Origin of the sequence: Microbacterium sp., from assembly GCF_003248605.1 — a bacterium.
In the GTDB taxonomy this organism is placed as follows: domain Bacteria; phylum Actinomycetota; class Actinomycetes; order Actinomycetales; family Microbacteriaceae; genus Microbacterium.
Map to the genome: position 1 here is coordinate 1 of NZ_QFPF01000039.1, position 20,673 is coordinate 20,673.

Genomic DNA, 20,673 nt, shown 5'->3' on the forward strand with positions numbered 1-20,673 from the left:
TGTGGGTGATCATGTCGTGGATGCCGTGCACCGGCACCGCCGGGCCCCGGAGGAGGAGTTCGGTCATCCCGTCTTCGACGTCCCGCACCCACACCCCGCGGCTTTCCCTTGCCACCTTGTGCCGCTCCGCGAACGTCGTGGGCTGCACCTGCTCCACCAGTCGCGCGAGTTACGGTCCGAGCCGCCCGGGTGTGGTGGACGCGGCCCGCTCCAATGCTTCGGTCTCGAACGCGGCCCGAACCTCCGGGTCGGTGAGTTTCACCCCGTGTTCGACGATCGCCCGCACATGCCCCACCGACACGACACCCGCGGCCAGCGCGTCCCAGGTCGCCGCGAACCGGTTCACGAGGGTGTGGGCGTCGTTCATCCGCCGCTGCACCGACCGATCGGGTTGCCGCGCACACGCCCCCAGCTCCGCCGCCAAAGCCCGCAACGGGAGTTCGGCCTCGCGACCGGCGGAGCGGGGGATCTCCGCCACCCGCTCCAACCCGACCGCCTGCGCCCGCGCCAGCACGCTCATCGCCTGCGCCTCCGCTGCGGCAATAGCGGCCACCGCGGCCGCATACTCCGCAGCCAACCCCGCCGCGACAGCATCCACACCGACGACGTCCATGTCGGGTGCATCACCGGGGATTGGTTTCATGTTCGAGACTCTACGGGGTGCGTCCGACATTCAGCATCGAAGTTATGTTGCCCTGACGCCCCACGGCGAGGTTCGTGATGAGACTTCTCTCATCCAACGCGCGGGCGCAGATGGCATCGCCCTTCGACAGGCACAGGGCGCGCAGAAAGACGCAGGCACACCCGGGACGCTCGGGTAGCATGGCGCCGACATCGAGGAGGATGGCATGGCTCGAGGATCCGCGGGGGAGTCGGTGTTGCACAAGCACCTGCGCATTCTCGACACGTTCGACGCGTGGCACCCCTACCTGACGCTCACCCAGATCGCGCAGGCCGCCGGCATCGCGCGCTCCAGCGCACACCGGTTGATCGCGGAGCTCGAGCAGGAGGGCCTGCTCGAGCGTCTGCCCGATCGGTCCTACCGGCTGGGGGTGCGCCTGTGGGAGTTCGCCAGTCGCACACCCGGGGCGCTCGGTCTGCGCGAGATCGCGCGCCCGTGGCTCGGCGCCGTTCACGAGCGTGTGCGACAGCACGCGCAACTGGGCGTGCGCAGCGGCGGCGACGTGCTGTTCATCGAGCGGATGTCGGCGCGTGACGCCGTGCTCAACGCCACGCTGATCGGGGGTCGCATCCCTCTGCACGCCTCCTCGAGCGGTCTGGTTCTCCTCGCTCACGCACCCGACGCGGTGCGCGAGGAGGTGCTGGGTTCGCGCCTGCGCCGGTACACCGAGCACACGCCCTGTACCGAGCCGGTGCTGCGCGGGCTGCTGCGGCGCGTGCGGGCCGACGGGTTCGCGGTGGCGGAGGGGTTCATCCACCGTGAATCCCGCGGGATCGCGGTGCCCGTCACGGGGCCGGACGGCTCGGTGTACGCCGCGATCGGCGTCGTGGTGCACAACGACGGCTCGGACCCCAGTCCTGTGATCGACCTACTCACTCGGGCCGCGGCCGGCGTCGCCCGCGACCTGGCTCGCGCCTATCAGCCCGACGCGGGTGTGCGGGCCTCCGGCATCCGCGCCCTGCTCAGCTCGTCGACACGCTCGATCGAGTATCTTGAGCACGTCGGACACGACCCGCACGAGGGCACGTCGGCGGCCGGGCCGCCACGGGGACGGGGCGAGGCGCGATGACGACGATCGCGATTCTGGGGCTCGGCGAGGCCGGCAGCCGCTACGCGCGTGGGCTCGCCGACGCCGGAGCCGAGGTGCGCGGATACGACCCGCACGCGGCGATGACGGGCGCGGGGATCGCACGGTGCGATCGGCTCGGCGACGCGCTCCTGGGCGCGGATGTCGTGCTCAGCCTCGTCTGGGCGCGCAACGCCGTCGCCGTCGCGGAAGCGGCGATGACGCACCTGGGCACCGGCGCCGTCTACGCCGACCTCAACACCGCGGCCCCGCAGACGAAGATCGAGGTCTGCGACGTCGCGCGATCGGCGGGCGTGCGGATGGCCGACGTCGCCGTGCTGGCCCCCGTGCCGCGGGCGGGTCACCGGACGGATCTTCTCGCGAGCGGTCCCGGCGCCGACGTGCTGGCCGAGCGCCTTCGCCCCCTCGGCGTGCCGATCGAGATTGTCGCGGGCGAGGTCGGCGAAGCGGCGCGGCTCAAGCTGCTGCGCAGCGTGTTCATGAAGGGACTCGCGACGCTCGTGATCGAGGGCCTCGAAGCTGCGCGGGCGACCGGGGCCGAGACGTGGATGCGGCAGCAGATCGCCGCCGAGCTCGGCCCCGGCGGCCGCACGATGATCGACCACCTGCTCGCGGGCACCTACCTGCACTCCGAGCGCCGCGAGCACGAGGTGCGCGATGCCCTCGCGGCGCTCGAAGCCATCGATGCGCCCGCGGATATGACCCGTGCGACGCTCGCCTGGTTCGAGCGCCTCAACGGCATGCGTTCCTGATCGCGGCTTCAGCCCGCGCGATACTGCTCCCGCGCGAACCGCGAGAAGGGCGCGGGTTCGACCGTCGCGCGGATCTGCACCTGACGATGGCGTTCGACGGCGGGCTTGGCCGTGTTGGGCTCCTCGCCCCACACCACGACGACCGACGTTCCCGGCTCGGCGTGCGCCGCGTCGATGCTCGCGAGTGAGACGAATGCCTGCTCGCCGACGATGTATCCCGCGTCGTGCGAGATGCCGACATCCGCCCCGTCGCGAAGCACCCTGTCCATCTGGTGCTGGCCGTAGCGCGCTTTCGGAAAGTCGATGTACTTCGCGGGGGTTCCGGGCTCGTACAGACTGCGCTGCGCGGCGGCCAGGTCGTCGGGATTCCACAGCAGCGTCACCTTGAGGCGCTGCGGTGCGGCGGCGTGCCGCTCGAGGGCAGCCCGCCCGATGAAGTCGTGGTCGAAAGCGATGCTGCGCCCATAACCGAGGTCGTACGGGGTCAGGTAGTAGTCCTCGATGCGGGCCGGGCAGAAGCTCCCTGCGAGCGACCCCGCCCGGGCGGCGGGCAGCCACTCGAGGTATTCGGCCGATCCCTCGCCCGAATAGATCGCCGGCAGCGGCGAGGGCACCCAGGCCGATTCGAGGTTGGCCGAGGAGTATGCCTTCGACCCCACGAGCACCAGCCCGAACTCCTCGCCGGCCTCGATCAGCGCATCCCGCACGCGCTCGCCCTCGGCCCACGGGCCGAAGAGCTCGAAACCGGGCTGACCGGCCATCCCGTGCCGGAGCGAGCGCACGCGGACGCCGGCGATGTCGAATGTCGTCATGCCGAAGAACCGCGTCGGGGGCACCTCGGCGCCGGTCACCTTCTCCATGACGGCGAGGGCGCGCGGCCCCTGGATCTCGTAGCGGTAGAGCGTCGGGTCGCCGGATCGCACGATGGAGTTGCCGTCGCGCTCGAACGTCACCGCGTACTCGCCCGTCTCGCCGTGGAACTGCACCCAGTCGAGCACCATGTGCCAACCCACCAGGTCGTAGACGTCGTCGTCGAGGTGGAACAGGATCGCATCGCCGATGAGGTAGCCCTCATGGTTGACCGCGATGAACTGCTTGGCGGAGTCGACCGGGAACCTCTCGAAGCTGTTGACCCCGACATCCCGCAGCAGGGCGAGCGCGTCGGGCCCGGAGATGAACAGATCGGTCATGTGGTGTGACTGATCCAGCAGGGCGACGCCGTCGCGCCAGGCGAGCTGCTCGCTGCGCCAGTTGCTGAACTCGGGCGTCACCGGGAAGATCGTCGGGCGCGCCTGCGCGTTGCGCAGCATCTGCACGGCGTCACCGCCGGCACGGGCGAGGGCGGCGGCGGTGGATGCGGGGGCGACGTCGGTCACGAGAACTCCTTCGTTCGGCGGGTCGACACCATGGTAGGCAGTCTCTGCCTATCGGCGGACGGGATGTAAATAAGCTTTGCTTATGCACAACTCAGTAGGTCTTAGCCGCGGAGGACCGCCGTGGACCTGAATCTCGTGCGCGTCTTCGCCGCGATCCACGAGACGCGGAGCCTCACCGCCGCCGCCGCACGCCTGTACGTCACCCAGCCGGCCGTCAGCCAGGCGCTCGGCCGCCTGCGCGCCGAGCTTGATGATCGCCTGTTCGAGCGGGCGGGCCGCGAGATGGTGCCCACGCCTCTCGCCGAGACGGTCTATCCGGGTTTCCGTGACGCGCTCGCCGCCATCGATCGCACCATCGACGCGGTGCACGGCTTCGATCCCGCCCACTCTCAGCGGCTCTTCCGAATCGCGCTGTCGGAGCTGGGGGAGATCGGGTGGATGCCCGCGATCGTCGCGGCCGTCGCCGTGCGCGCGCCCAGGATGCGCATCGAGGTGGTGCCGATGGACGTGCGCGCGCTCGCCGAATGGCTGGGGCGGGGCACCGTGGACCTCGCGGTGACACCGTCCCCCGTGGGTGCGGACTTCGCGCAGGAGGTCATCAAGTCGCAGCGATACGGGGTGGCGATGTCGGGGCGCCATCCTCTGGCCGAGGCGCCCCTGACGCTGGAGTCCTACCTTGCCGCCGACCACGTCGCGGTCGCGGGCGACTCCGGCGCTGCGCAGCTCGAGCGCGCGCTGACGCGGCACTCGGCGCGGATCGAGCCGCGCGTGAGCATCAACCATTTTGCCGCTCTGCCGCCGCTGCTGGCCCAGCGGCACGGCCTGATCGCGACCGTTCCCGACACCATCGCGGCCGGGTGGGCCGAGAGCTGGCCCCTCGTCGTCCGCGAACTGCCGTTCGAGATGCCGCCCGTGGATGTCCGGCTCTACCGCCGCTCCACGACGCAGCACGCGGCGGCCCTGGATTGGCTTTTCCACACGGCCGCGGGTGCCATCCGTGGATCGTCCGGCCAGTTCGGCGTGATCCACGGCGAGGTGCATGCGACAGCATGAGGGGGATGCCGCGGCTGCAGCATCCCCCTCATCTCCGGGTGGTGACGGTCAGAGCGTGCCGGTGGAGCGCCAGCCGCCGTGGTACTCCGTGCGCGCGGTGACCGCGTACGGGACGGGGCTGACGACCGCGCGCACCGCGATCTGATCGTGCGGCTGGACTGTCGTCTTGCCGGAGCCGCCGTCGGGCTCGCCCCACACGACCTGCACCTCGGTGCCGATCGGCACATCCCGATCGACGGTCGCCAGCGACAGGCCGCGCCGCTCGCCTGCGGTCACGCCCGTGAAGAGCGAGAGGCCGATCGTGGTGCCGTCGGCGTCGATGACGGCGTCGTAGTTCGACGAGCCGTAGTTGGCGTTCGGCAGATCGAAGAACTGGTAGCCGACACCGTCGCGGTCGATGACACTCGTGAGGATCTTGGCGAGGTCCTCGTCGTTCCAGGCGAGCGTGACCTTCTTGCGCTGCGTCTCGGGGTCGATCTTCTCGAGGGCGTCTCGGCCGATGAAGTCGTGATCGAACTTCACGAAGGAGCCGTACCCGAGCTCCCACGGGTTCAGGTAGTAGTCCTCGATGTTCTCGGACACGAAGGACCCCGCGAGGGCGTTGATCGCCTCGTAGCTGTTCGCGGGCAGCCATTCGCGGTACGCACGCTCGGCCTCGCTCGAGTAGATCGCCGGCAGGGGCGAGGGGATCCACCCTGATTCGAGCGTGTTCGAGGAGTAGGCCCGCGATCCGCAGGGCTCGATGCCGAACTCGGCGCCCGCCTCGAGGATCGCGTCCCTGATCTTGCCGTGCTGCGCGTACGGGCCCCAGAGCTCGAGACCCGGCGCACCGGCCATGCCGTGGCGCAGGGTGCGCACGGTCTCGCCGGCGATGGTCAGCTCGCCCATGTGGAAGAACTTCACCTGCTCGACGGGCCCGCCCGCGAGCTTCTCGATGATCGGCCAGGCCTTCGGGCCCTGGATCTGGAATCGGTAGTACTCGCGGCTCACGGCCTCGCCGTACGGGCGCGAGGGGGAGCGGTCGTCGTAGCGCACCTCGACGTTGTAACCGCCCGTCTCCGCGTGGAACTGCAGCCAGTTCGCCCCGGGTGCGCGCCCGACGTAGACGTAGTCGTCCTCCGCCTCGCGGAAGAGGATGCCGTCGCCGATCACGCCGCCGTTGGATGCTGTCGGCACGAACTGCTTGGCGGTGTTGACCGGGAAGTTCTTGAACCCGTTGATGCCGGTCTCGGCGAGCAGGCGCAGAGCGTCGGGTCCCGAGACGAAGAGGTTGACCATGTGGTGGGTCTGATCGAACAGCACCGCGCTCTCGCGCCAGGCGCGCTGCTCGCGGCGCCAGTTGGTGAACTCGGCCGGCACCACCGGGTAGATGTAGGTGCCCAGCTTCGAGTCGCGGAGCATCTGGACGACGTTCCCCTTCTCGTCCAGCAGCTCCTGGAGGTTGCGTGCCATGGGGGTGTCCTCGACTTCCTTGTCTATGGGTCTGTCCGTGATGCTACGGAACGGATATACCTATGTCCAGAGGTAAATACCTCACAGCCAAAATTGTAGACATAATCTTGACCATTCGGGAGGCGTGTGCTTCGCTGGGCCCGAGTCGCGGCGATGTCCGCAGAGGAGGCCGCATGTCCGACAGCGTCATCGTCACCGACATCGCCCGCGCCGACCCCGCGGTCGTCGACGCGCTCGCGGCGTTCGGCTCGGCGACCGTGCACGAGGCCCTGGGCCGCGTCGGGTACGCGGGCCCCCGCATCCGTCCCATCCAGATCGGGGCGCGCATCGCCGGCACGGCCATCACGGCCGCTGTCGCCCCGGGCGACAACCTGATGGTGCACGCGGCGATCGAGCAGGCCGTGGCGGGCGATGTCATCGTCGTCGTTCCGGCCACGGACTCGCCCTACGGCTTCATCGGCGATCTGATGGCCACCCAGATGCAGATGCGCGGCGTGCGGGGGTACGTCACCTCGGGCGGCGTGCGCGACACCGCGGAACTGCGCGAGATGGGCTTTCCGGTGTGGGCCGCGCACGTGAGCGCCGAGGGCACGGTCAAGGGCGATGTGATCATCGCCGACGACGACGGCGTCGCGGTCGTGCCCAGGCTGCGCGCGGCGGCGACGCTGGAGGCTGCCCGCGCGCGCGTGCAGCGCGAGGCTGCGAACCGCGAGCGATACCGCGCGGGCGAGATCTCGATGGACGTCAACGGACTCCGACCCGTCCTCGAGCAGCTCGGCATCCGTTATGTGCCGCAGGCGGAATACGATGCCGGCTGACGCCGTCCGCGCCGGCATCCCGTGCATGCTGATGCGCGGAGGCACGTCGAAGGGCGCCTACTTCGTCGCCACGGATCTGCCCGTCGATCGTGCGGCCCGCGATGACCTGCTGCTGCGAATCATGGGTTCGCCCGATCCGCGCCAGATCGACGGGATCGGGGGAGCGCACCCGCTCACCTCGAAGGTCGCGATCGTGTCGGTCTCGGACACGGACGATGCCGACATCGACTATCTCTTCCTGCAGATCGGCGTCGACGAGCCGGTCGTGGGTGACGCGCAGACGTGCGGCAATCTGCTCGCCGGGATCGGACCGTTCGCGATCGAGCGCGGATTGATCCCTGCCGTCGAACCCGAGACGACCCTGCGCATCCGGCTGCTCAACACCGGTGACACGGCCACCGCGCGCGTTCCGACACCCGACGGCGCGGTGGACTACGACGGCGACCTCGCGATCGACGGCGTGCCGGGCGTCGGGTGCGCGATCGACCTCTCCGTCACACGCGAGGCGGCGGTGCTGCCGACCGGCAACGCGGTCGATGAGATCGCGGGTCACCGTGTGACCCTGATCGACAACGGCATGCCGGTCGTGCTGCTGGACGCGACCGAGTTCGGCATCGAGGGTGGCGAGACGCCCGCCGAGCTCGAGGAGGACGAGGATCTGCGGGCCGAGGTCGAGCGGGTCCGGCTCGCGGCGGCGCCGCGGATGGGGGTGCAGGATGCCGGGGGCCAGACGGTTCCCAAGATGTTCCTTCTCTCGCCGCCCGCCGCCGGCGGCGACCTGCGCACGCGGGCGTTCATCCCGCATCGCGTGCACACCTCGATCGGCGTGCTGATGGCAGCATCCGTCGCCGCGGGGGCCCGCATCCCCGGCACGATCGCGCACGCGCTCGCCGCGCCGCCCCAGGGCGACGTCACGGTGCTCGAGCACCCCGGCGGGCTGTTCACGGCGCGGGCCGAGGCGATGCAGGACGAGGCCGGCATCTGGCGAGGGGCCTCCGCATCGGAGCGCACGGCCCGCAAGCTCTTCGACGGGCGCGTGTTCCCGCGCCCGCGTCGATAACCGACCGGATCACCCGGCACAGTCAAGGAGGACGCAACATGGCCGAGTACGAGAACTTCGACATCGCCCACATGGGCGGCGTGGAGCTGTTCACCCCGAAATTCGAGGAGAGCCTGCACTTCTTCCGCGACCTGTGCGCCATGCGCGAGGTCGCGCGGATCGGCGACTCGGCGTACCTGCGGTGCTGGGACGAGTACCAGCTCTACACGCTGAAGCTGACGGCATCCGACACGAACGGCGTGGGGCGCACCCTCTTCCGCGCCTCGAGCGAGGAGGCTCTCGAGCGCCGGGTGCGCGCGATCGAGGCGGCAGGTCTCGGGCACGGCTGGCGCGACCCCGAGGTCGGGGTGGGGCGCTCCTACGAGTTCGAGGACCCCGACGGCCACGTCATGGCGGTGTACTTCGACACCGAGCACTACGTCGCGGACGACGAGGATCGTCCCGCGCTGAAGAACCAGGCCGCAGCCTTCCCGGGTCGGGGTGTCAACGCCCGTCGCATGGACCACATCAACTACCTCGCGAGCGACGTGAACGCGGCGGGCGAGTTCTGGCGCGACGTGATGAAGGCGCGCGAATCCGAGCGCGTGCGCCTGGACGACGGCCGGTACGGCGCCTGGTGGTTCCGCTTCAACCAGAAGTCCTACGATGTCGTCTACTCGGACGACTGGACCAAGACCCGGGGGCGCTTCCATCACTTCGCGCTCGCACCCGACACACGCGAGGACATCCTCAAGGCCGCCGACATCTTCCTCGAGAACAAGGTGTACATCGAGTACGGCCCCTACAAGCACGCGATCAACCAGACCTTCTTCCTCTACGTGTGGGAGCCGGGCGGCAACCGCATCGAGTTCGCGAACGCGGGAGCGCGCCTGATCCTCGACCCCGACTGGCCGGTCGTGGAGTGGACGCAGGCCGAGCGTGCCAAGGGGCAGGCCTGGGGGATGAAGACCGTCGCGACATTCCACACGCACGGCACGCCCTATGTCGAGAACCAGGAGGAGATCGACCGCGCGGCTCTCGAGGGGCGCGCGTACGTCAAGCCCGAACGCGACGAGGAATCGGAGTAGTCCCGGCCGGCCGCCGCGGGCGCCGTTTCGACGAGACGAGACGAGGCGTATCAGGCGGCGGGCAGCCAGGCCTCGATGCGGGGGTAGACCCGGCGGGCGTTGCCCTCGAAGATCGCCTGACGGGCAGCATCCGAGAGCACAGCGGCCTCGATGTAGGCCTTCGTGTCGTCCCAGTACCGGCCGGTCTGCGCATCGCGGCCCCGCACGGCACCGATCATCTCGGAGCCGAACAGGATCTGGGATGCCGGGACGACCTCCAGCAGCAGGTCGATGCCGGGCTGGTGGTACACGCACGTGTCGAACCAGAGCTGCGTCATCGTCGCGTCGAGGTCCCACCCCTGATCGCCCGCCATCCCGCGGAAGCGCCCCCAGTGGTAGGGCACCGCGCCTCCGCCGTGTGGGATGATCAGCCGGAGACCGGGGTGACGGGCGAGAAAGCCCGAGCTGAGCGCCTGCACGAACGCGGTCGTGTCGGCCGCGAGGTAGTACGCCCCCGTGGTGTGGACGGCGGGGATGCCGGACGCGCTCACGTGCACCATGCCGGGTACGTTCAGCTCGGCCATGGCGTCCCACAGGGGCGTCCAGTACCCGTCCGAGAGGGCGGGGGAGTCCCACCGCCCGCCGCTCGGATCGGGATTGACGTTGCAGCCGATGAAACCGAGCTCCTCGACGCAGCGGCGCAGCTCGCCGACGGCGCCGGCGATCGGGGCGCCGGGGCTCTGCGGAAGCTGCGCGACGGGGGCGAAGCTGCCCGGGAAGAGGGTGCACACCCGGTGGATGAGGTCGTTCTGGCGCCGTGTCCACTCGAGCGACGTGCGCTCGTCGCCGACGTGGTGGCCCATCCAGCTCGCGCGCGGCGAGAAGATCGTCAGGTCGGTGCCGCGTTCGCTCTGCTGTGCAAGCTGCGCCGAGGCGACGGCATCCACGAGTTCGTCGTCGGTGACCTCGAACTCGCGGGCCTCGATGTCGGCGAGCAGCTCGGGGGTGCGGGCCGAGGTCTGCGCCTCGCGCCACGCGGCCACTCCGGGCGGCGTCGTGGTGAAGTGGCCGTGGCAGTCGATGATCACGTGCGGCTCCGAGTCTCTGCGTCGAGCGATTGTAGCCAATTATGGCGACAGGCTACGACGGGGTCCAGCCCTCAGCCGCGTTGACGCGAGCGATCGGGTCAGCGCCAGAGCACCGCGATGGCCGCGTTCGCGAACGTGAACGCGCCGATGCCCCAGAAGATCGCCGGCGGCACGGAGCCGCTCTTGCGCTGGCGTGCCTGGCCGATCCCGAGCAGCGCGCCGATGACGAGCAGGATCACGAGCTTGGTGCCGATCTTGGCGTAGTCCAGCTCGTACGAGATGCCCCACGGTGCGGCGAGGGCGAGCCCGGCGACGCCGGCGATCGCGAGTCCGACGTGCTGCAGGCGGGTGATGAGGCGCTTGCCGCCCCAGGCCTGTGCCGCCCACGCGCCGAAGAGCAGCGCGAAGCCGACAAGATGCACGAGCAGGACGAGGTGGCGCAGCAGTTCCATGAACGTCACGGTAGGGCCCGCGGGCCCGCTGTACCAGCAAGGCGGGCCTCACTCCGAGTGAGACCCGCCCGCTCGAGACCGCAGAGGATGCCGGCGCTACAGCGAGCCCGTCGCGCCCAGGCCGATGTTGGTGTCGTACTCCACGTCCTTGGTCTCGGGAGAGAGCCACAGCGCGATGAAGGTCAGTACCGCCATGACCGACAGATACGCGCCCACCAGCCACGGGCTGCCGCCGGTGGCCGCCCACAGCGCGACCGCCACGATGGGCGCGAGCGCCGCGCCGAGGATCGAGGACAGGTTGTAGGAGATGGCCGAGCCCGAGTACCGCACGTTGGTGGGGAAGAGCTCGGGCAGCACGGCGCCCATCGGGCCGAAAGTCGCGCCCATGAGCATGAAGCCGAAGACGAGGAAGGCCTGCACGAGCGCGCCGGTGAACTTCGGGTCGACCTGCGGCATGAGGAAGACGTTGAAGAGCAGGCCGAAGACGAAGATCCCGCCGGTGACCCACATCAGCAGCTTGCGCCGGCCGACCGAATCGGCGAGGGGACCCGAGAGCATCGTGAAGATCCCGAAGAAGACCACGCCGACGATCTGCATGATGACGAAGTCCGTGTAACCGAACCCGAGCCCCGGAACGTAGGTCGCCGCGTCGAAGGACGTGCCGGCAGCATCCGCCGCCGCCTGGGCGCCCTCGGTCGTCGCCTTCGTGCCGTAGGAGAGAGTGAAGCTCGTCATGAGGTAGAAGAGCACGTAGGTGGCGAGCATGATGAAGGTGCCGAGAATCAGCTGGCGCCAGTGCCGGCGCACGACCTCGCCGAGCGGGAACTTGCGGATCGTGCCCGCCGTCGAGGCCTGCGTGAAGGTCGTGGACTCGACCAGCTTGAGCCGCACCCAGAGTCCGACGATGACCATGACGGCCGAGAAGAGGAATGGCACCCGCCAACCCCACGCGAGGAAGTCCTCGGAGCGCTGCGCGGCGCCGTCGGGGTGGGGCAGGGCGAAGTAGATCGCCAGGAACACGGAGTTGGCGATGATGAAGCCGATCGGGGCGCCCAGCTGCGGGAACGTGCCGTACCAGGCCCGCTTGCCCTTCGGGGCGTTCTCGGTGGCCACGAGCGCGGCGCCGGACCACTCGCCGCCGAGGGCGAAGCCCTGCGCGAGCCGCAGGACGAGCAGCAGCAGGGCCGCCCACCAGCCGATGTCGTTGAAGGTCGGCAGGCAGCCGATCAGGAACGTCGCGACACCCATCGTCAGCAGCGACGCGACGAGCGTGGCCTTGCGGCCGAACCGGTCGCCGAAGTGGCCGAAGATGATGGCGCCGATCGGGCGCGCGACCATCGCCGCACCGAAGACGGCGAACGAGGACAGCAGCGCGGTCGTGTCGTTGCCGGTCGGGAAGAACAGGATCGGAAAGACCAGCACCGCGGCGGTGGCGTAGACGTAGAAGTCGTAGAACTCGATCGTCGTTCCCACCAGGCTCGCCGCGATGACGCGGGAGCGGGGGTTGGCGGGGGTGGATGCCGGGGCGGAGGCGGACGGAGAAGCGGTAGCGGTCATGCGGTGAAAGGCCTGTCGGAACTCGCGGAGCGATGAGGGGCCGGAGTCGGACGCGGCGGCGCAGGGATGACGCGCCGCGGGCGCGTCAGTGGGACACCGGGTGTGCGGGCGGGGTTCGCCGACGCACAAACGTCTATTCTATGCGCGCACGGCGCGCAGGGTCCGCGCCGTGCGGAGGGCGGCATCCGCTGCTTCGAATCCCTTGTCCTCTGTCGACTCGGGCAGACCGGCACGGTCGATGCCCTGCTGCTCGTCGTCGAGGGTGAGCACGCCGAAGCCCACGGGCTTGCCGGTCTCGATCGCCACGCGGGTGAGCCCGTCGGTGGCCGCCGAGGAGACGTATTCGAAGTGGGGCGTGCCGCCGCGGATGATGACGCCGAGCGCGACGACCGCATCGGCGCCCGCCTCGAGGATGGCCTTGCAGACGACCGGCAGCTCGAACGAGCCGGCCACGCGCACGAGCTCGTGCTGGGCGCCGGATGCCCGGAGCGCGCGCGTCGCGCCCGCGATCAGGCCGTCCGTGATCACGTCGTGCCATTCGCCCGCGACGATGACGACGCGCAGTCCGGTGCCATCGACGGTGCCGGTGGCGACCGGTGCTCCCTTGCCGCTCATCGGTCGTGTCCGGTCTTGAGCTCGGCGAATGCCTCGGCGAGCTCGCCCTCGTCGATGGAGTGTCCCATGCGGTCCCTTTTCGTCTCGAGATACTGGTGGTTGTTGGGGCCGACGCCGACCAGCAGGGGCACCTGCTCGACGATGTCGAGGCCGAGTTCGCGCAGCTGGCCGACCTTGTCGGGGTTGTTGGTGAGCAGACGCACCCGCTCGACGCCCAAGTCGGCCAGGATGCCGGCGGCGGCCGCGTAATCCCGAGCATCGGCGGGCAGCCCGAGCGCCAGGTTGGCGTCGACGGTGTCGAGGCCGCGCTCCTGCAGGCTGTACGCGCGCAGCTTGTTGATCAGCCCGATGCCGCGGCCCTCGTGCCCGCGCATGTAGATCACGACGCCGCCGCTCTCGGCGATCCGGTTGAGTGCGGCATCCAGCTGCGGACCGCATTCGCACTTGAGCGAGCCGAAGGCCTCGCCGGTGAGGCACTCCGAGTGCACGCGCACGAGAGGCGCGCCCTCGAGATCGCCCGAGACGATCGCGAGGTGATCGGTGCTGGTCGTGCGGTCCTTGTAGGCGAGGAACCGGAACTCGCCGTGCTCGGTGGGCACGACCGACTCGGCGCGCAGGCTGACGCGGCGCCGGTGCGACGTCGGGGTCTCGGCGGTTCGCGGCTCGTGCTCGTCGAGGTGCGCCACGAGCTGTTCGATGGTGATCACCGGAACGCCGTCGCGGGCGCCCAACTCGATCAGGCCCGGCAGGCGCATCATGCTGCCGTCCTCGGCGACGATCTCGGCGATCGCGCCGACGGGGCGAAGCCCCGCGAGCCGCATCAGCTCGACGGCCGCCTCGGTGTGCCCGCTGCGCTCCCGTACGCCGCCGTCGACCGCCCGCAGGGGCAGGATGTGGCCGGGCCGGCGCACGCTCGTGGGCGTGGAGGCGGGGTCTGCCAGCACGTTGAGGGTGTGCGCGCGATCGGACGCGCTGATTCCGGTGGTGACGTGCTCGGCGGCGTCGACGCTCACCGTATAGGCGGTGCCCCGGGCATCCTCGTTGCGCTCGACCATCGGCGGCAGATCGAGGTGGTCGGCGATGTCGCCGGGCATCGGGGCGCAGATGAAGCCCGACGACCAGCGCACCGTCCACGCGACCCACTCCGGGGTGGCGAGCTCGGCCGAAAGTACGACATCGCCCTCGTTCTCGCGGTTCTCGTCGTCGGCGACGATGATCGGGCGGCCCGCGCGCAGGGCATCCAGGGCCTCGGGGATGGTGGACAGGTTCACAGCGCGCCTCTTTCGGTCGGGGCGGAGTCGCCGGCGAAGGAGAGCATGCGCTGCACGTGCCGGGCGAGGATGTCGGTCTCGAGGTTGACGGGATCGCCGACGGCGCGCGCCCCGAGCGTCGTCGCGGCGAGTGTCTCGGGGATGAGCGAGACCTCGAACCACGGGTCGGCGTCGGATGCTGCGCTGACGGCGCTGACCGTCAGCGAGACGCCGTCGAGCGCTATGGACCCCTTGTCGACGATGAGGGGGGCGAGGGACCGCGGGATCGCGACGCGAACGACGCGCCACTGGTCTCCGGGTCGCACGTCGGCGATGGCGCCCGTGCCGTCGATGTGGCCCTGGACGACGTGCCCACCCAGACGGGTGCCCACCGCCGTCGCGCGCTCGATGTTGACCGCGTCGCCGGGCGCGAGGGTCTGCAGGATCGACATGTCGAGTGTCTGGCGCATGACGTCGGCCGTGAAGTGGGTGCCGTCCTGGGCGACGACGGTCAGGCACACGCCGCTGACCGCGATGGAGTCGCCGTGCCCGGCGTCGGAGACCGCCAGCGGGGCACGGACGGTGAGGCGGATGCCGTCGCCCGAGGCCTCGATCGCGGCGATCTCGCCGATCTCCTCGATGATTCCGGTGAACATGTCAGTGTCCTCCTTGATGGGACAGATCCTGCAGGGGGGTGGCGATGAAGAGGGTGTCGGCGCCGAGGCGGATGACGTCGTCGAATCGGAGGCGGCGGGCGTCGGCGATCGTGCCGACGCCCGCGTCGACGATCGCGAGGCGGTCTCCGCCCAGCAGGACGGGCGCGACGTAGGCGAGGATCTCGTCCGCGAGTCCCGCGCGGACGAACGCGCTGGCGATAGTGGGTCCGCCTTCGACGAAGACGCGGTGCATCCCGCGTTCGCGCAGGTCGGCCAGCACACCGAGCAGATCGGTGCCGGGGTACGACAGCATCCCGCGCGGGTGGGTGCGTACCGCGGCGCCCTCGGGCACGCGACGGCGCCCGAGCACGACCGGCATCGGCTGGCCGGGGCGCAGCGAGCCGTCGGGCTCGCGCGCCGTGAGGGCGGGATCATCGGCGAGAACGGTGCCGGTGCCCACCACGATCGCGTCGGCGAGCGCGCGCCGGCGGTGCACATCGGCGCGCGCCTCGGGGCCCGTGATCCACTGGCTGGTGCCATCGCCCGCGGCCGCGCGGCCGTCGAGGCTCTGCGCCCACTTCACGCTGACGTGGGGGCGACCGAGGCGCATCATCTCGAGCCACGAGTCGAGCAGCTCGTGCGCCTCGTCGGCGCGCACGCCCGAGACGACCTCGATGCCGTGGGCCGCGAGTCGCTCCGAGCCGCCGCCCGAGCGCTCGGCGGGATCGTCGATGGCGTAGACCACGCGCGCAATCCCCGCCTCGATGAGCGCGAGTGCGCAGGGCCCCGTGCGCCCGGTGTGATTGCAGGGCTCGAGCGTCACCACCGCGGTGGCGCCGCGGGCCGCCTCCGCAGAAAGGTGCGAGAGCGCGTCGACCTCGGCGTGCGGCGTCCCGGCACCGCGGTGCCAGCCCTCGGCGAGCGCCTCGCCCCGGGGCGAGAGGATCACGGCGCCGACCTGTGGATTGATGCCGCGGGGGCCGCGCCGTGCCAGCGTGAACGCCCGGCCCATGGCCTGCCACTCGGTCTCGCTGTACGACATCTTCCCGGTCCTCAGATTCGTCCGGGGTGTGTCAGGCGATGGTGCGTGACTTCAGGCGGCGCCCGTAGGCGTCGCCGTCGTGCTGCCTCTCATCCGGACTAGCGCGGGTTCTCCCACGCATCACCGTCGGTTCCGGAATTCCACCGGATCGACCGGGTGTCGCATGACACGACGCCCAGCTCGCGGACTCTCACCGCCGGTTCGGATTCTCACCGACCCCGGAGCACGTTGACTGCTCGAAGTGTAGCAACGCGCGCGGGCGCACTTCATTCCCGCGCATCGAGAGTGTCGTTCGTTCGTCGTTCCGGCCGTGTTTCGGGCCGGGTGTCTGCGGCGGCGATTACGCTGGGAGGCGGGGGAGGGAGCCATGTCCGCACACGAGCAACGCATGCCCGCCCGCGCGGCGGACGACCTCCTGCGGCGCCCGCAGGCCGACGTCCTCATCATCGGCGGCGGCATCAACGGCATCGCCACGTTCCGGGATCTCGCGCTCCAGGGGGTGGATGTCGCGCTCGTCGAGCGCGTGGATTTCTGCTCGGGTGCCTCGGCGGCGTCCTCGCACATGGTCCACGGCGGTATCCGCTATCTCGAGAACGGCGAATTCCGGCTCGTGCACGAGGCGGTCACCGAACGTAACGCGCTCCTGCGCGACGCGCCCCACTACGTGCGGCCGCTGCGCACCACGATCCCGATCTTCTCCGCCTTCGGCGGAGTGCTGAGCGCGCCCCTGCGCTTCCTGCGCCACGGCGATGGCGCGACCCGCGAGCGCGGCGCCGCGCTCATCAAGATCGGCCTGGTCATCTACGACTCCTTCTCGCGAGGCGGGGGTCGCGTGCCCCGGCACACGTTCCGGGGTCGACGGCGGTCGCTGCGCGACCTGCCCGATCTGAATCCCGCGGTGAAGTACACGGCCAGCTATTGGGACGCGTCGCTGCGCGATCCGGAGCGGCTCGCGCTCGATGTGCTCGCCGACGGCATCGCCGCGGGCGAGGGGCGCGCCCGCGCCGCCAACTACGTCGAGGCGATCGGCGCGCAGGGCGGAGGTGTCGTGCTGCGCGATGCCCGGACCGGTGCCACGACGACGTTCACCGCATCCGTCGTCGTCAACGCCACGGGGCCCTGGACCGACCTCACCAACGCCGCGCTCGGATCGCCGACGCGCTACATGGGCGGCACCAAGGGCTCGCACATCGTGCTGGATCACCCCGAGCTCCTGGCCGCCACCCGGGGGCGCGAGCTGTTCTTCGAGCACAGCGACGGCCGCATCGTGCTCATCTACCCGCTGAGACGGCGGGTCCTCGTGGGCACCACCGATCTCGAGCACGACATGGCCGACCCGATCGTGTGCACCGAGGCCGAGGTCGACTACTTCTTCGAGCTCGTGCGCCACGTCTTCCCCCGCATCACGGTCAGCCGCGAGCAGATCGTGCACCGGTTCGCGGGCGTGCGGCCGCTGCCCGGACACGGCGACCTCGCGCCCGGGTTCGTCTCGCGCGACTACCGAATCGAAAGCGCGCCGCTGCGGGATTCCGGGGCCGCAGCGGTGCCCGTGCTCAGTCTCGTCGGAGGCAAGTGGACGACCTTCCGGGCCCTCGGGGCGCATCTGGCCGATCGCGCACTCGGCGCGCTCGGGCGAGCGCGTCGCTTCGGGACCAAGGGTCTGGCGATCGGGGGCGGACACGGCTTTCCGGTCACGACGGCTGCGCGGTCGCGATGGCTCGATGAGCACGCGGGGGCGCTGGGGCGCGAGCGGATGGAGCTGCTGCTCGATCGCTACGGAACCCTTGCCGTACAGGTGCGCGACGCGATCGCGGCCGATTCCGACGACCGCGCGCTGGCGGCCGCCCCGCACTACAGCACGGCCGAGATCCGGCACCTGGCCCGGACCGAGTCGGTGCATCACCTCGACGACATCCTCCTGCGGCGCACGAACCTCGCCTTCACCGGGCGAGCGACGTCGGCGTGCGCGGAGGAGGTCGCCGGCGCCGTCGCCGACGTGCTCGGGTGGGATGACTCGCGGTGCGCGGAGGAGGTCGAACGTGCTCTCGCCGCCGTGCGGGCGGCCGAGCCGCGTGAGCCCGCGGACGGAGTCCATGACGCCCCGGTGTCCGGGGCGCGCGTGCCCGACACCGCCGACCCGTTAGCCTGACCGGGGCGCGGCGAGCGCCGAGGACAACCGAGAGGCGGCGATGTGGCCGATCATGTGATCGCCCTGGATCAGGGCACGACCTCGACGCGGGCGATCGTCTTCGATTCCGAGGGCACGGCGATCGCGACCGCGCAGCGCGAGCACGCGCAGATCCTTCCCCGCGCCGGTTGGGTCGAACACGACCCGGTCGAGATCTGGACGAACACCGAATGGGTGCTCCAGGCGGCTGTGGCCCAGGCATCCATCCCGCTCTCCCGCATCGCGGCGCTCGGCATCACCAATCAGCGCGAGACCGCGATCGTCTGGGATCGGCGCACGGGACGACCCGTGGGCAACGCGATCGTGTGGCAGGACACCCGCACGCAGGCGCACATCGATCGGCTCGCCGAGCAGGGTGGCGTCGCCCGGTTCGCGGAGGTGACGGGGCTGCCCCTGGCGACCTACTTCTCGGCGTCGAAGATCGCGTGGATCCTCGAGAACACGCCCGGTGCGCGGGCCGACGCGCAGGCCGGGCACCTGCTCTTCGGCACTCCCGATTCGTGGGTGATCTGGAATCTCACCGGCGAGCGACGCGGCGGACGCCACGTGACCGACGTCACCAACGCGAGTCGCACTCAGCTGATGGATCTGAGGACGCTGGACTGGTCGGACGAGATCCTCGAGGCGTTCGGCATCCCCCGCGCGATGATGCCCGAGATCGTCCCGTCGGTGCACGCGGTGGGCCGGGTGCAGACGCCGGGGTCGCTGCGCGGCGTGCCGATCGCGGGAATCCTCGGCGATCAGCAGGCCGCGACCTTCGGGCAGGCGGCCTTCGAGGCGGGGGAGTCCAAGAACACGTATGGCACCGGCAACTTCCTGATCGTCGGCACCGGCGATCAGATCGTGCGATCGACGCACGGTCTCGTCACCACGGTCGCGTATCAGCGCGAGGGAGAGTCGGCGCGATATGCGCTCGAGGGATCGATCGCCGTGACGGGGTCTCTCGTGCAGTGGCTGCGCGATAACCTCGGCCTGATCAGCGAATCCTCCCAGGTGCAGACTCTCGCCGAATCGGTGCCCGACAACGGCGGCGCCTACTTCGTGCCGGCCTTCTCCGGTCTGTTCGCGCCGTACTGGCGCCCCGACGCCCGCGGGGCCCTGGTGGGACTGACCCGGTTCGTGAACAAGGGCCACATCGCGCGCGCGGCGCTCGAGGCGACGGCGTTTCAGACGAGGGACGTGATCGAGGCGGTCGTGGCCGACACGGCGACTCCGCTGGCGGAGCTGCGGGTGGATGGCGGCATGACACGGGACGACCTGCTCATGCAGTTCCAGGCCGATGTGCTCGGCATCCCCGTGGTGCGCCCGCGCGTGATCGAGACGACGGCCCTCGGCGCCGCCTACGCGGCAGGCCTCGCGACGGGTGTCTGGGGTGGGTTCGACGAACTGCGGGAGCAGTGGCGCGAGGGCCGGCGCTGGGAGCCGCGGATGCCGCTGGAGGAGAGCGAACGCCGGGTGCGGCTGTGGCGCAAAGCCGTCGACCGGTCGCTCGACTGGGTCGACGACGACGTGCGGGCCCTCTGAGGCTATTTGAGCAGGCGCGACAGGCGCCGGTCGGCCAGCACCTTGCCGCCGGTCTGGCAGGTGGCGCAGTACTCGAGGGAGTTGTCGGCGAAGAAGACGCTGCGCACCGTGTCGCCGCACACGGGGCAGGGCTCGCCGCGACGGCCGTGCACCCGCATACCGCGGCGCTTGGCGTCTTTGAGGTCGGCGGGCGGTTTTCCGGATGCTGCGGCCAGCGCCTCGTCGAGGGTGGCGTGCATCGCGGCGAAGAGGGTGTCGACCGCGGCGGGTTCGAGGGTGGCGGCGAGGGCGTAGGGCGACATGCGGGCGACGTGGAGGATCTCGTCGGAGTACGCATTGCCGACCCCGGCGATCACGGACTGATCGCGCAGCACGCCCTTGATCTGCGTGCGGCGGCCCTCGAGCAGACCCGCGAGCGTGTCGCGGGTGAAGTCCGGGTCGAGCGGGTCGGGTCCGAGCCGGGCGATACCCGGCACATCGGCGGGATCGCGGACGACCGAGACGGCGAGCGACTTCTTGGTGCCGGCTTCGGTCAGATCGAACCCCGAGCCGTCATCGAGCGCGACCCGCAGCGCGATGGGGGTGCGGCCGGGCTTGATGAGCGTGGTCGGCAGGGTCTCGTACCAGCGCAACCACCCCGCTTTGGCGAGGTGGAACACCAGGTGCACGTCGGCGTCGGGAGGGGTGGCGACGGCCACGGCGGTGCGGTCGGCCTCGCCGGTGCCGGTGCCGGTGCCGGTGCTGGAGCCGGTGTTGATGGTGCGGCACGCGATGTCGACGAACTTGCCGTGGCGCTGGACGTCGGTGACGACCGCGCCGTGCAGTGCCTGCACGGGCGGGTCGAAGGTCTTCAGCGCCGCGATCTGGGCGACGGACACACGTGTGATCGACCGGCCGACCGCGCGCCCGCGCAAGAATACGACCAAACCCTGCACCTCGGGCATCTCGGGCATGCGTCCATCGTGGCACGGACCC

Annotated in this window: 19 protein-coding genes; 8 read left to right on the forward strand and 11 right to left on the reverse strand. The window is 70.4% G+C overall.

Going from position 1 to position 20,673, the window contains the following annotated elements; genetic code table 11:
• Positions 1 to 169: 169 nt before the first annotated feature.
• Positions 170 to 643: a DUF222 domain-containing protein gene (locus DI573_RS07125; RefSeq protein ID WP_292812205.1), complete on the reverse strand. Its 474-nt coding sequence runs from the start codon at positions 641 to 643 to the stop codon at positions 170 to 172.
• A 205-nt stretch (positions 644 to 848) separates the two neighbouring features.
• Between DI573_RS07125 and DI573_RS07130 the strand changes: the two genes are divergently transcribed.
• Positions 849 to 1,751 (forward strand): IclR family transcriptional regulator, encoded by a 903-nt coding sequence (locus DI573_RS07130; RefSeq protein ID WP_292812207.1) that lies wholly within the window; start codon positions 849 to 851, stop codon positions 1,749 to 1,751.
• Positions 1,748 to 2,521 (forward strand): NAD(P)-dependent oxidoreductase, encoded by a 774-nt coding sequence (locus tag DI573_RS07135; protein WP_292812210.1) that lies wholly within the window; start codon positions 1,748 to 1,750, stop codon positions 2,519 to 2,521. The genes DI573_RS07130 and DI573_RS07135 overlap by 4 nt, the downstream gene beginning before the upstream one ends.
• A gap of 8 nt (positions 2,522 to 2,529) precedes the next feature.
• On the opposite strand, the gene DI573_RS07140 is transcribed toward DI573_RS07135, so the two are convergent.
• Positions 2,530 to 3,897 (reverse strand): aminomethyl transferase family protein, encoded by a 1,368-nt coding sequence (locus DI573_RS07140; protein WP_292812212.1) that lies wholly within the window; start codon positions 3,895 to 3,897, stop codon positions 2,530 to 2,532.
• Positions 3,898 to 4,017: 120 nt separating this feature from the next.
• Between DI573_RS07140 and DI573_RS07145 the strand changes: the two genes are divergently transcribed.
• The gene (locus tag DI573_RS07145) at positions 4,018 to 4,950 is read left to right on the forward strand and encodes a LysR family transcriptional regulator (RefSeq protein WP_292812214.1); all 933 of its coding nucleotides are present in this window, start codon (positions 4,018 to 4,020) and stop codon (positions 4,948 to 4,950) included.
• 48 nt (positions 4,951 to 4,998) lie between these two features.
• Here the strand turns inward: DI573_RS07145 and DI573_RS07150 are convergent, their stop codons facing one another.
• On the reverse strand, positions 4,999 to 6,402 hold the full coding sequence (locus DI573_RS07150; RefSeq protein ID WP_292812217.1) for an aminomethyl transferase family protein: 1,404 nt from the start codon (positions 6,400 to 6,402) through the stop codon (positions 4,999 to 5,001).
• Positions 6,403 to 6,575: 173 nt separating this feature from the next.
• Here DI573_RS07150 and DI573_RS07155 point away from each other — a divergent pair, with 173 nt between their 5' ends.
• Genes DI573_RS07155 through DI573_RS07165 form a run of 3 tightly spaced genes read left to right on the forward strand, consistent with a single transcriptional unit; the run spans position 6,576 to position 9,347 of the window.
• Positions 6,576 to 7,220, forward strand: a complete 645-nt coding sequence (locus tag DI573_RS07155) for a 4-carboxy-4-hydroxy-2-oxoadipate aldolase/oxaloacetate decarboxylase (RefSeq protein ID WP_292812219.1) — start codon at positions 6,576 to 6,578, stop codon at positions 7,218 to 7,220.
• Entirely contained in the window at positions 7,210 to 8,280 is a 1,071-nt protein-coding gene (locus DI573_RS07160; protein WP_292812221.1) for a PrpF domain-containing protein, read from the forward strand. The genes DI573_RS07155 and DI573_RS07160 overlap by 11 nt, the downstream gene beginning before the upstream one ends.
• 38 nt (positions 8,281 to 8,318) lie before the next feature.
• Complete coding sequence (locus DI573_RS07165; RefSeq protein WP_292812223.1) at positions 8,319 to 9,347, forward strand: VOC family protein; 1,029 nt, start codon at positions 8,319 to 8,321, stop codon at positions 9,345 to 9,347.
• 50 nt (positions 9,348 to 9,397) lie between these two features.
• On the opposite strand, the gene DI573_RS07170 is transcribed toward DI573_RS07165, so the two are convergent.
• The 7 genes from DI573_RS07170 to ribD form a co-directional block, all read right to left on the reverse strand.
• On the reverse strand, positions 9,398 to 10,414 hold the full coding sequence (locus DI573_RS07170) for an amidohydrolase family protein (RefSeq protein ID WP_292812226.1): 1,017 nt from the start codon (positions 10,412 to 10,414) through the stop codon (positions 9,398 to 9,400).
• Between the two features lie 98 nt (positions 10,415 to 10,512).
• Positions 10,513 to 10,866: a Fe-S protein gene (locus DI573_RS07175; protein WP_292812228.1), complete on the reverse strand. Its 354-nt coding sequence runs from the start codon at positions 10,864 to 10,866 to the stop codon at positions 10,513 to 10,515.
• A gap of 96 nt (positions 10,867 to 10,962) precedes the next feature.
• Positions 10,963 to 12,423, reverse strand: a complete 1,461-nt coding sequence (locus DI573_RS07180) for an MFS transporter (RefSeq protein ID WP_292812230.1) — start codon at positions 12,421 to 12,423, stop codon at positions 10,963 to 10,965.
• A gap of 138 nt (positions 12,424 to 12,561) precedes the next feature.
• Complete coding sequence (gene ribH, locus DI573_RS07185; protein ID WP_292812232.1) at positions 12,562 to 13,038, reverse strand: 6,7-dimethyl-8-ribityllumazine synthase; 477 nt, start codon at positions 13,036 to 13,038, stop codon at positions 12,562 to 12,564.
• Positions 13,035 to 14,309: a GTP cyclohydrolase II gene (ribA, locus tag DI573_RS07190; protein ID WP_292812234.1), complete on the reverse strand. Its 1,275-nt coding sequence runs from the start codon at positions 14,307 to 14,309 to the stop codon at positions 13,035 to 13,037. The genes ribH and ribA overlap by 4 nt, the downstream gene beginning before the upstream one ends.
• Complete coding sequence (locus DI573_RS07195) at positions 14,306 to 14,944, reverse strand: riboflavin synthase (RefSeq protein ID WP_292812237.1); 639 nt, start codon at positions 14,942 to 14,944, stop codon at positions 14,306 to 14,308. The genes ribA and DI573_RS07195 overlap by 4 nt, the downstream gene beginning before the upstream one ends.
• Position 14,945: 1 nt before the next feature.
• On the reverse strand, positions 14,946 to 15,986 hold the full coding sequence (ribD, locus tag DI573_RS07200) for a bifunctional diaminohydroxyphosphoribosylaminopyrimidine deaminase/5-amino-6-(5-phosphoribosylamino)uracil reductase RibD (protein WP_292812239.1): 1,041 nt from the start codon (positions 15,984 to 15,986) through the stop codon (positions 14,946 to 14,948).
• Positions 15,987 to 16,353: 367 nt separating this feature from the next.
• Here ribD and DI573_RS07205 point away from each other — a divergent pair, with 367 nt between their 5' ends.
• On the forward strand, positions 16,354 to 18,135 hold the full coding sequence (locus tag DI573_RS07205) for a glycerol-3-phosphate dehydrogenase/oxidase (RefSeq protein WP_292812241.1): 1,782 nt from the start codon (positions 16,354 to 16,356) through the stop codon (positions 18,133 to 18,135).
• A 42-nt stretch (positions 18,136 to 18,177) separates the two neighbouring features.
• On the forward strand, positions 18,178 to 19,698 hold the full coding sequence (gene glpK / locus DI573_RS07210) for a glycerol kinase GlpK (RefSeq protein ID WP_292812244.1): 1,521 nt from the start codon (positions 18,178 to 18,180) through the stop codon (positions 19,696 to 19,698).
• Positions 19,699 to 19,700: 2 nt separating this feature from the next.
• Here glpK and DI573_RS07215 read toward each other — a convergent pair whose 3' ends face one another.
• Positions 19,701 to 20,651 (reverse strand): DNA-formamidopyrimidine glycosylase family protein, encoded by a 951-nt coding sequence (locus tag DI573_RS07215; RefSeq protein ID WP_292812246.1) that lies wholly within the window; start codon positions 20,649 to 20,651, stop codon positions 19,701 to 19,703.
• Between the last annotated feature and the right edge of the window lie 22 nt (positions 20,652 to 20,673).

Excerpts from the sequence above, each read along its gene's own strand:
- DI573_RS07125 (WP_292812205.1), bottom strand. The coding sequence starts at position 643 with ATGAAACCAATCCCCGGTGATGCACCCGACATGGACGTCGTCGGTGTG.
- DI573_RS07130 (WP_292812207.1), top strand. The coding sequence starts at position 849 with ATGGCTCGAGGATCCGCGGGGGAGTCGGTGTTGCACAAGCACCTGCGC.
- DI573_RS07135 (WP_292812210.1), top strand. The coding sequence starts at position 1,748 with ATGACGACGATCGCGATTCTGGGGCTCGGCGAGGCCGGCAGCCGCTAC.
- DI573_RS07150 (WP_292812217.1), bottom strand. The coding sequence starts at position 6,402 with ATGGCACGCAACCTCCAGGAGCTGCTGGACGAGAAGGGGAACGTCGTC.
- DI573_RS07155 (WP_292812219.1), top strand. The coding sequence starts at position 6,576 with ATGTCCGACAGCGTCATCGTCACCGACATCGCCCGCGCCGACCCCGCG.
- DI573_RS07160 (WP_292812221.1), top strand. The coding sequence starts at position 7,210 with ATGCCGGCTGACGCCGTCCGCGCCGGCATCCCGTGCATGCTGATGCGC.
- DI573_RS07165 (WP_292812223.1), top strand. The coding sequence starts at position 8,319 with ATGGCCGAGTACGAGAACTTCGACATCGCCCACATGGGCGGCGTGGAG.
- DI573_RS07175 (WP_292812228.1), bottom strand. The coding sequence starts at position 10,866 with ATGGAACTGCTGCGCCACCTCGTCCTGCTCGTGCATCTTGTCGGCTTC.
- DI573_RS07180 (WP_292812230.1), bottom strand. The coding sequence starts at position 12,423 with ATGACCGCTACCGCTTCTCCGTCCGCCTCCGCCCCGGCATCCACCCCC.
- ribH (WP_292812232.1), bottom strand. The coding sequence starts at position 13,038 with ATGAGCGGCAAGGGAGCACCGGTCGCCACCGGCACCGTCGATGGCACC.
- DI573_RS07195 (WP_292812237.1), bottom strand. The coding sequence starts at position 14,944 with ATGTTCACCGGAATCATCGAGGAGATCGGCGAGATCGCCGCGATCGAG.
- ribD (WP_292812239.1), bottom strand. The coding sequence starts at position 15,986 with ATGTCGTACAGCGAGACCGAGTGGCAGGCCATGGGCCGGGCGTTCACG.
- DI573_RS07205 (WP_292812241.1), top strand. The coding sequence starts at position 16,354 with ATGTCCGCACACGAGCAACGCATGCCCGCCCGCGCGGCGGACGACCTC.
- DI573_RS07215 (WP_292812246.1), bottom strand. The coding sequence starts at position 20,651 with ATGCCCGAGATGCCCGAGGTGCAGGGTTTGGTCGTATTCTTGCGCGGG.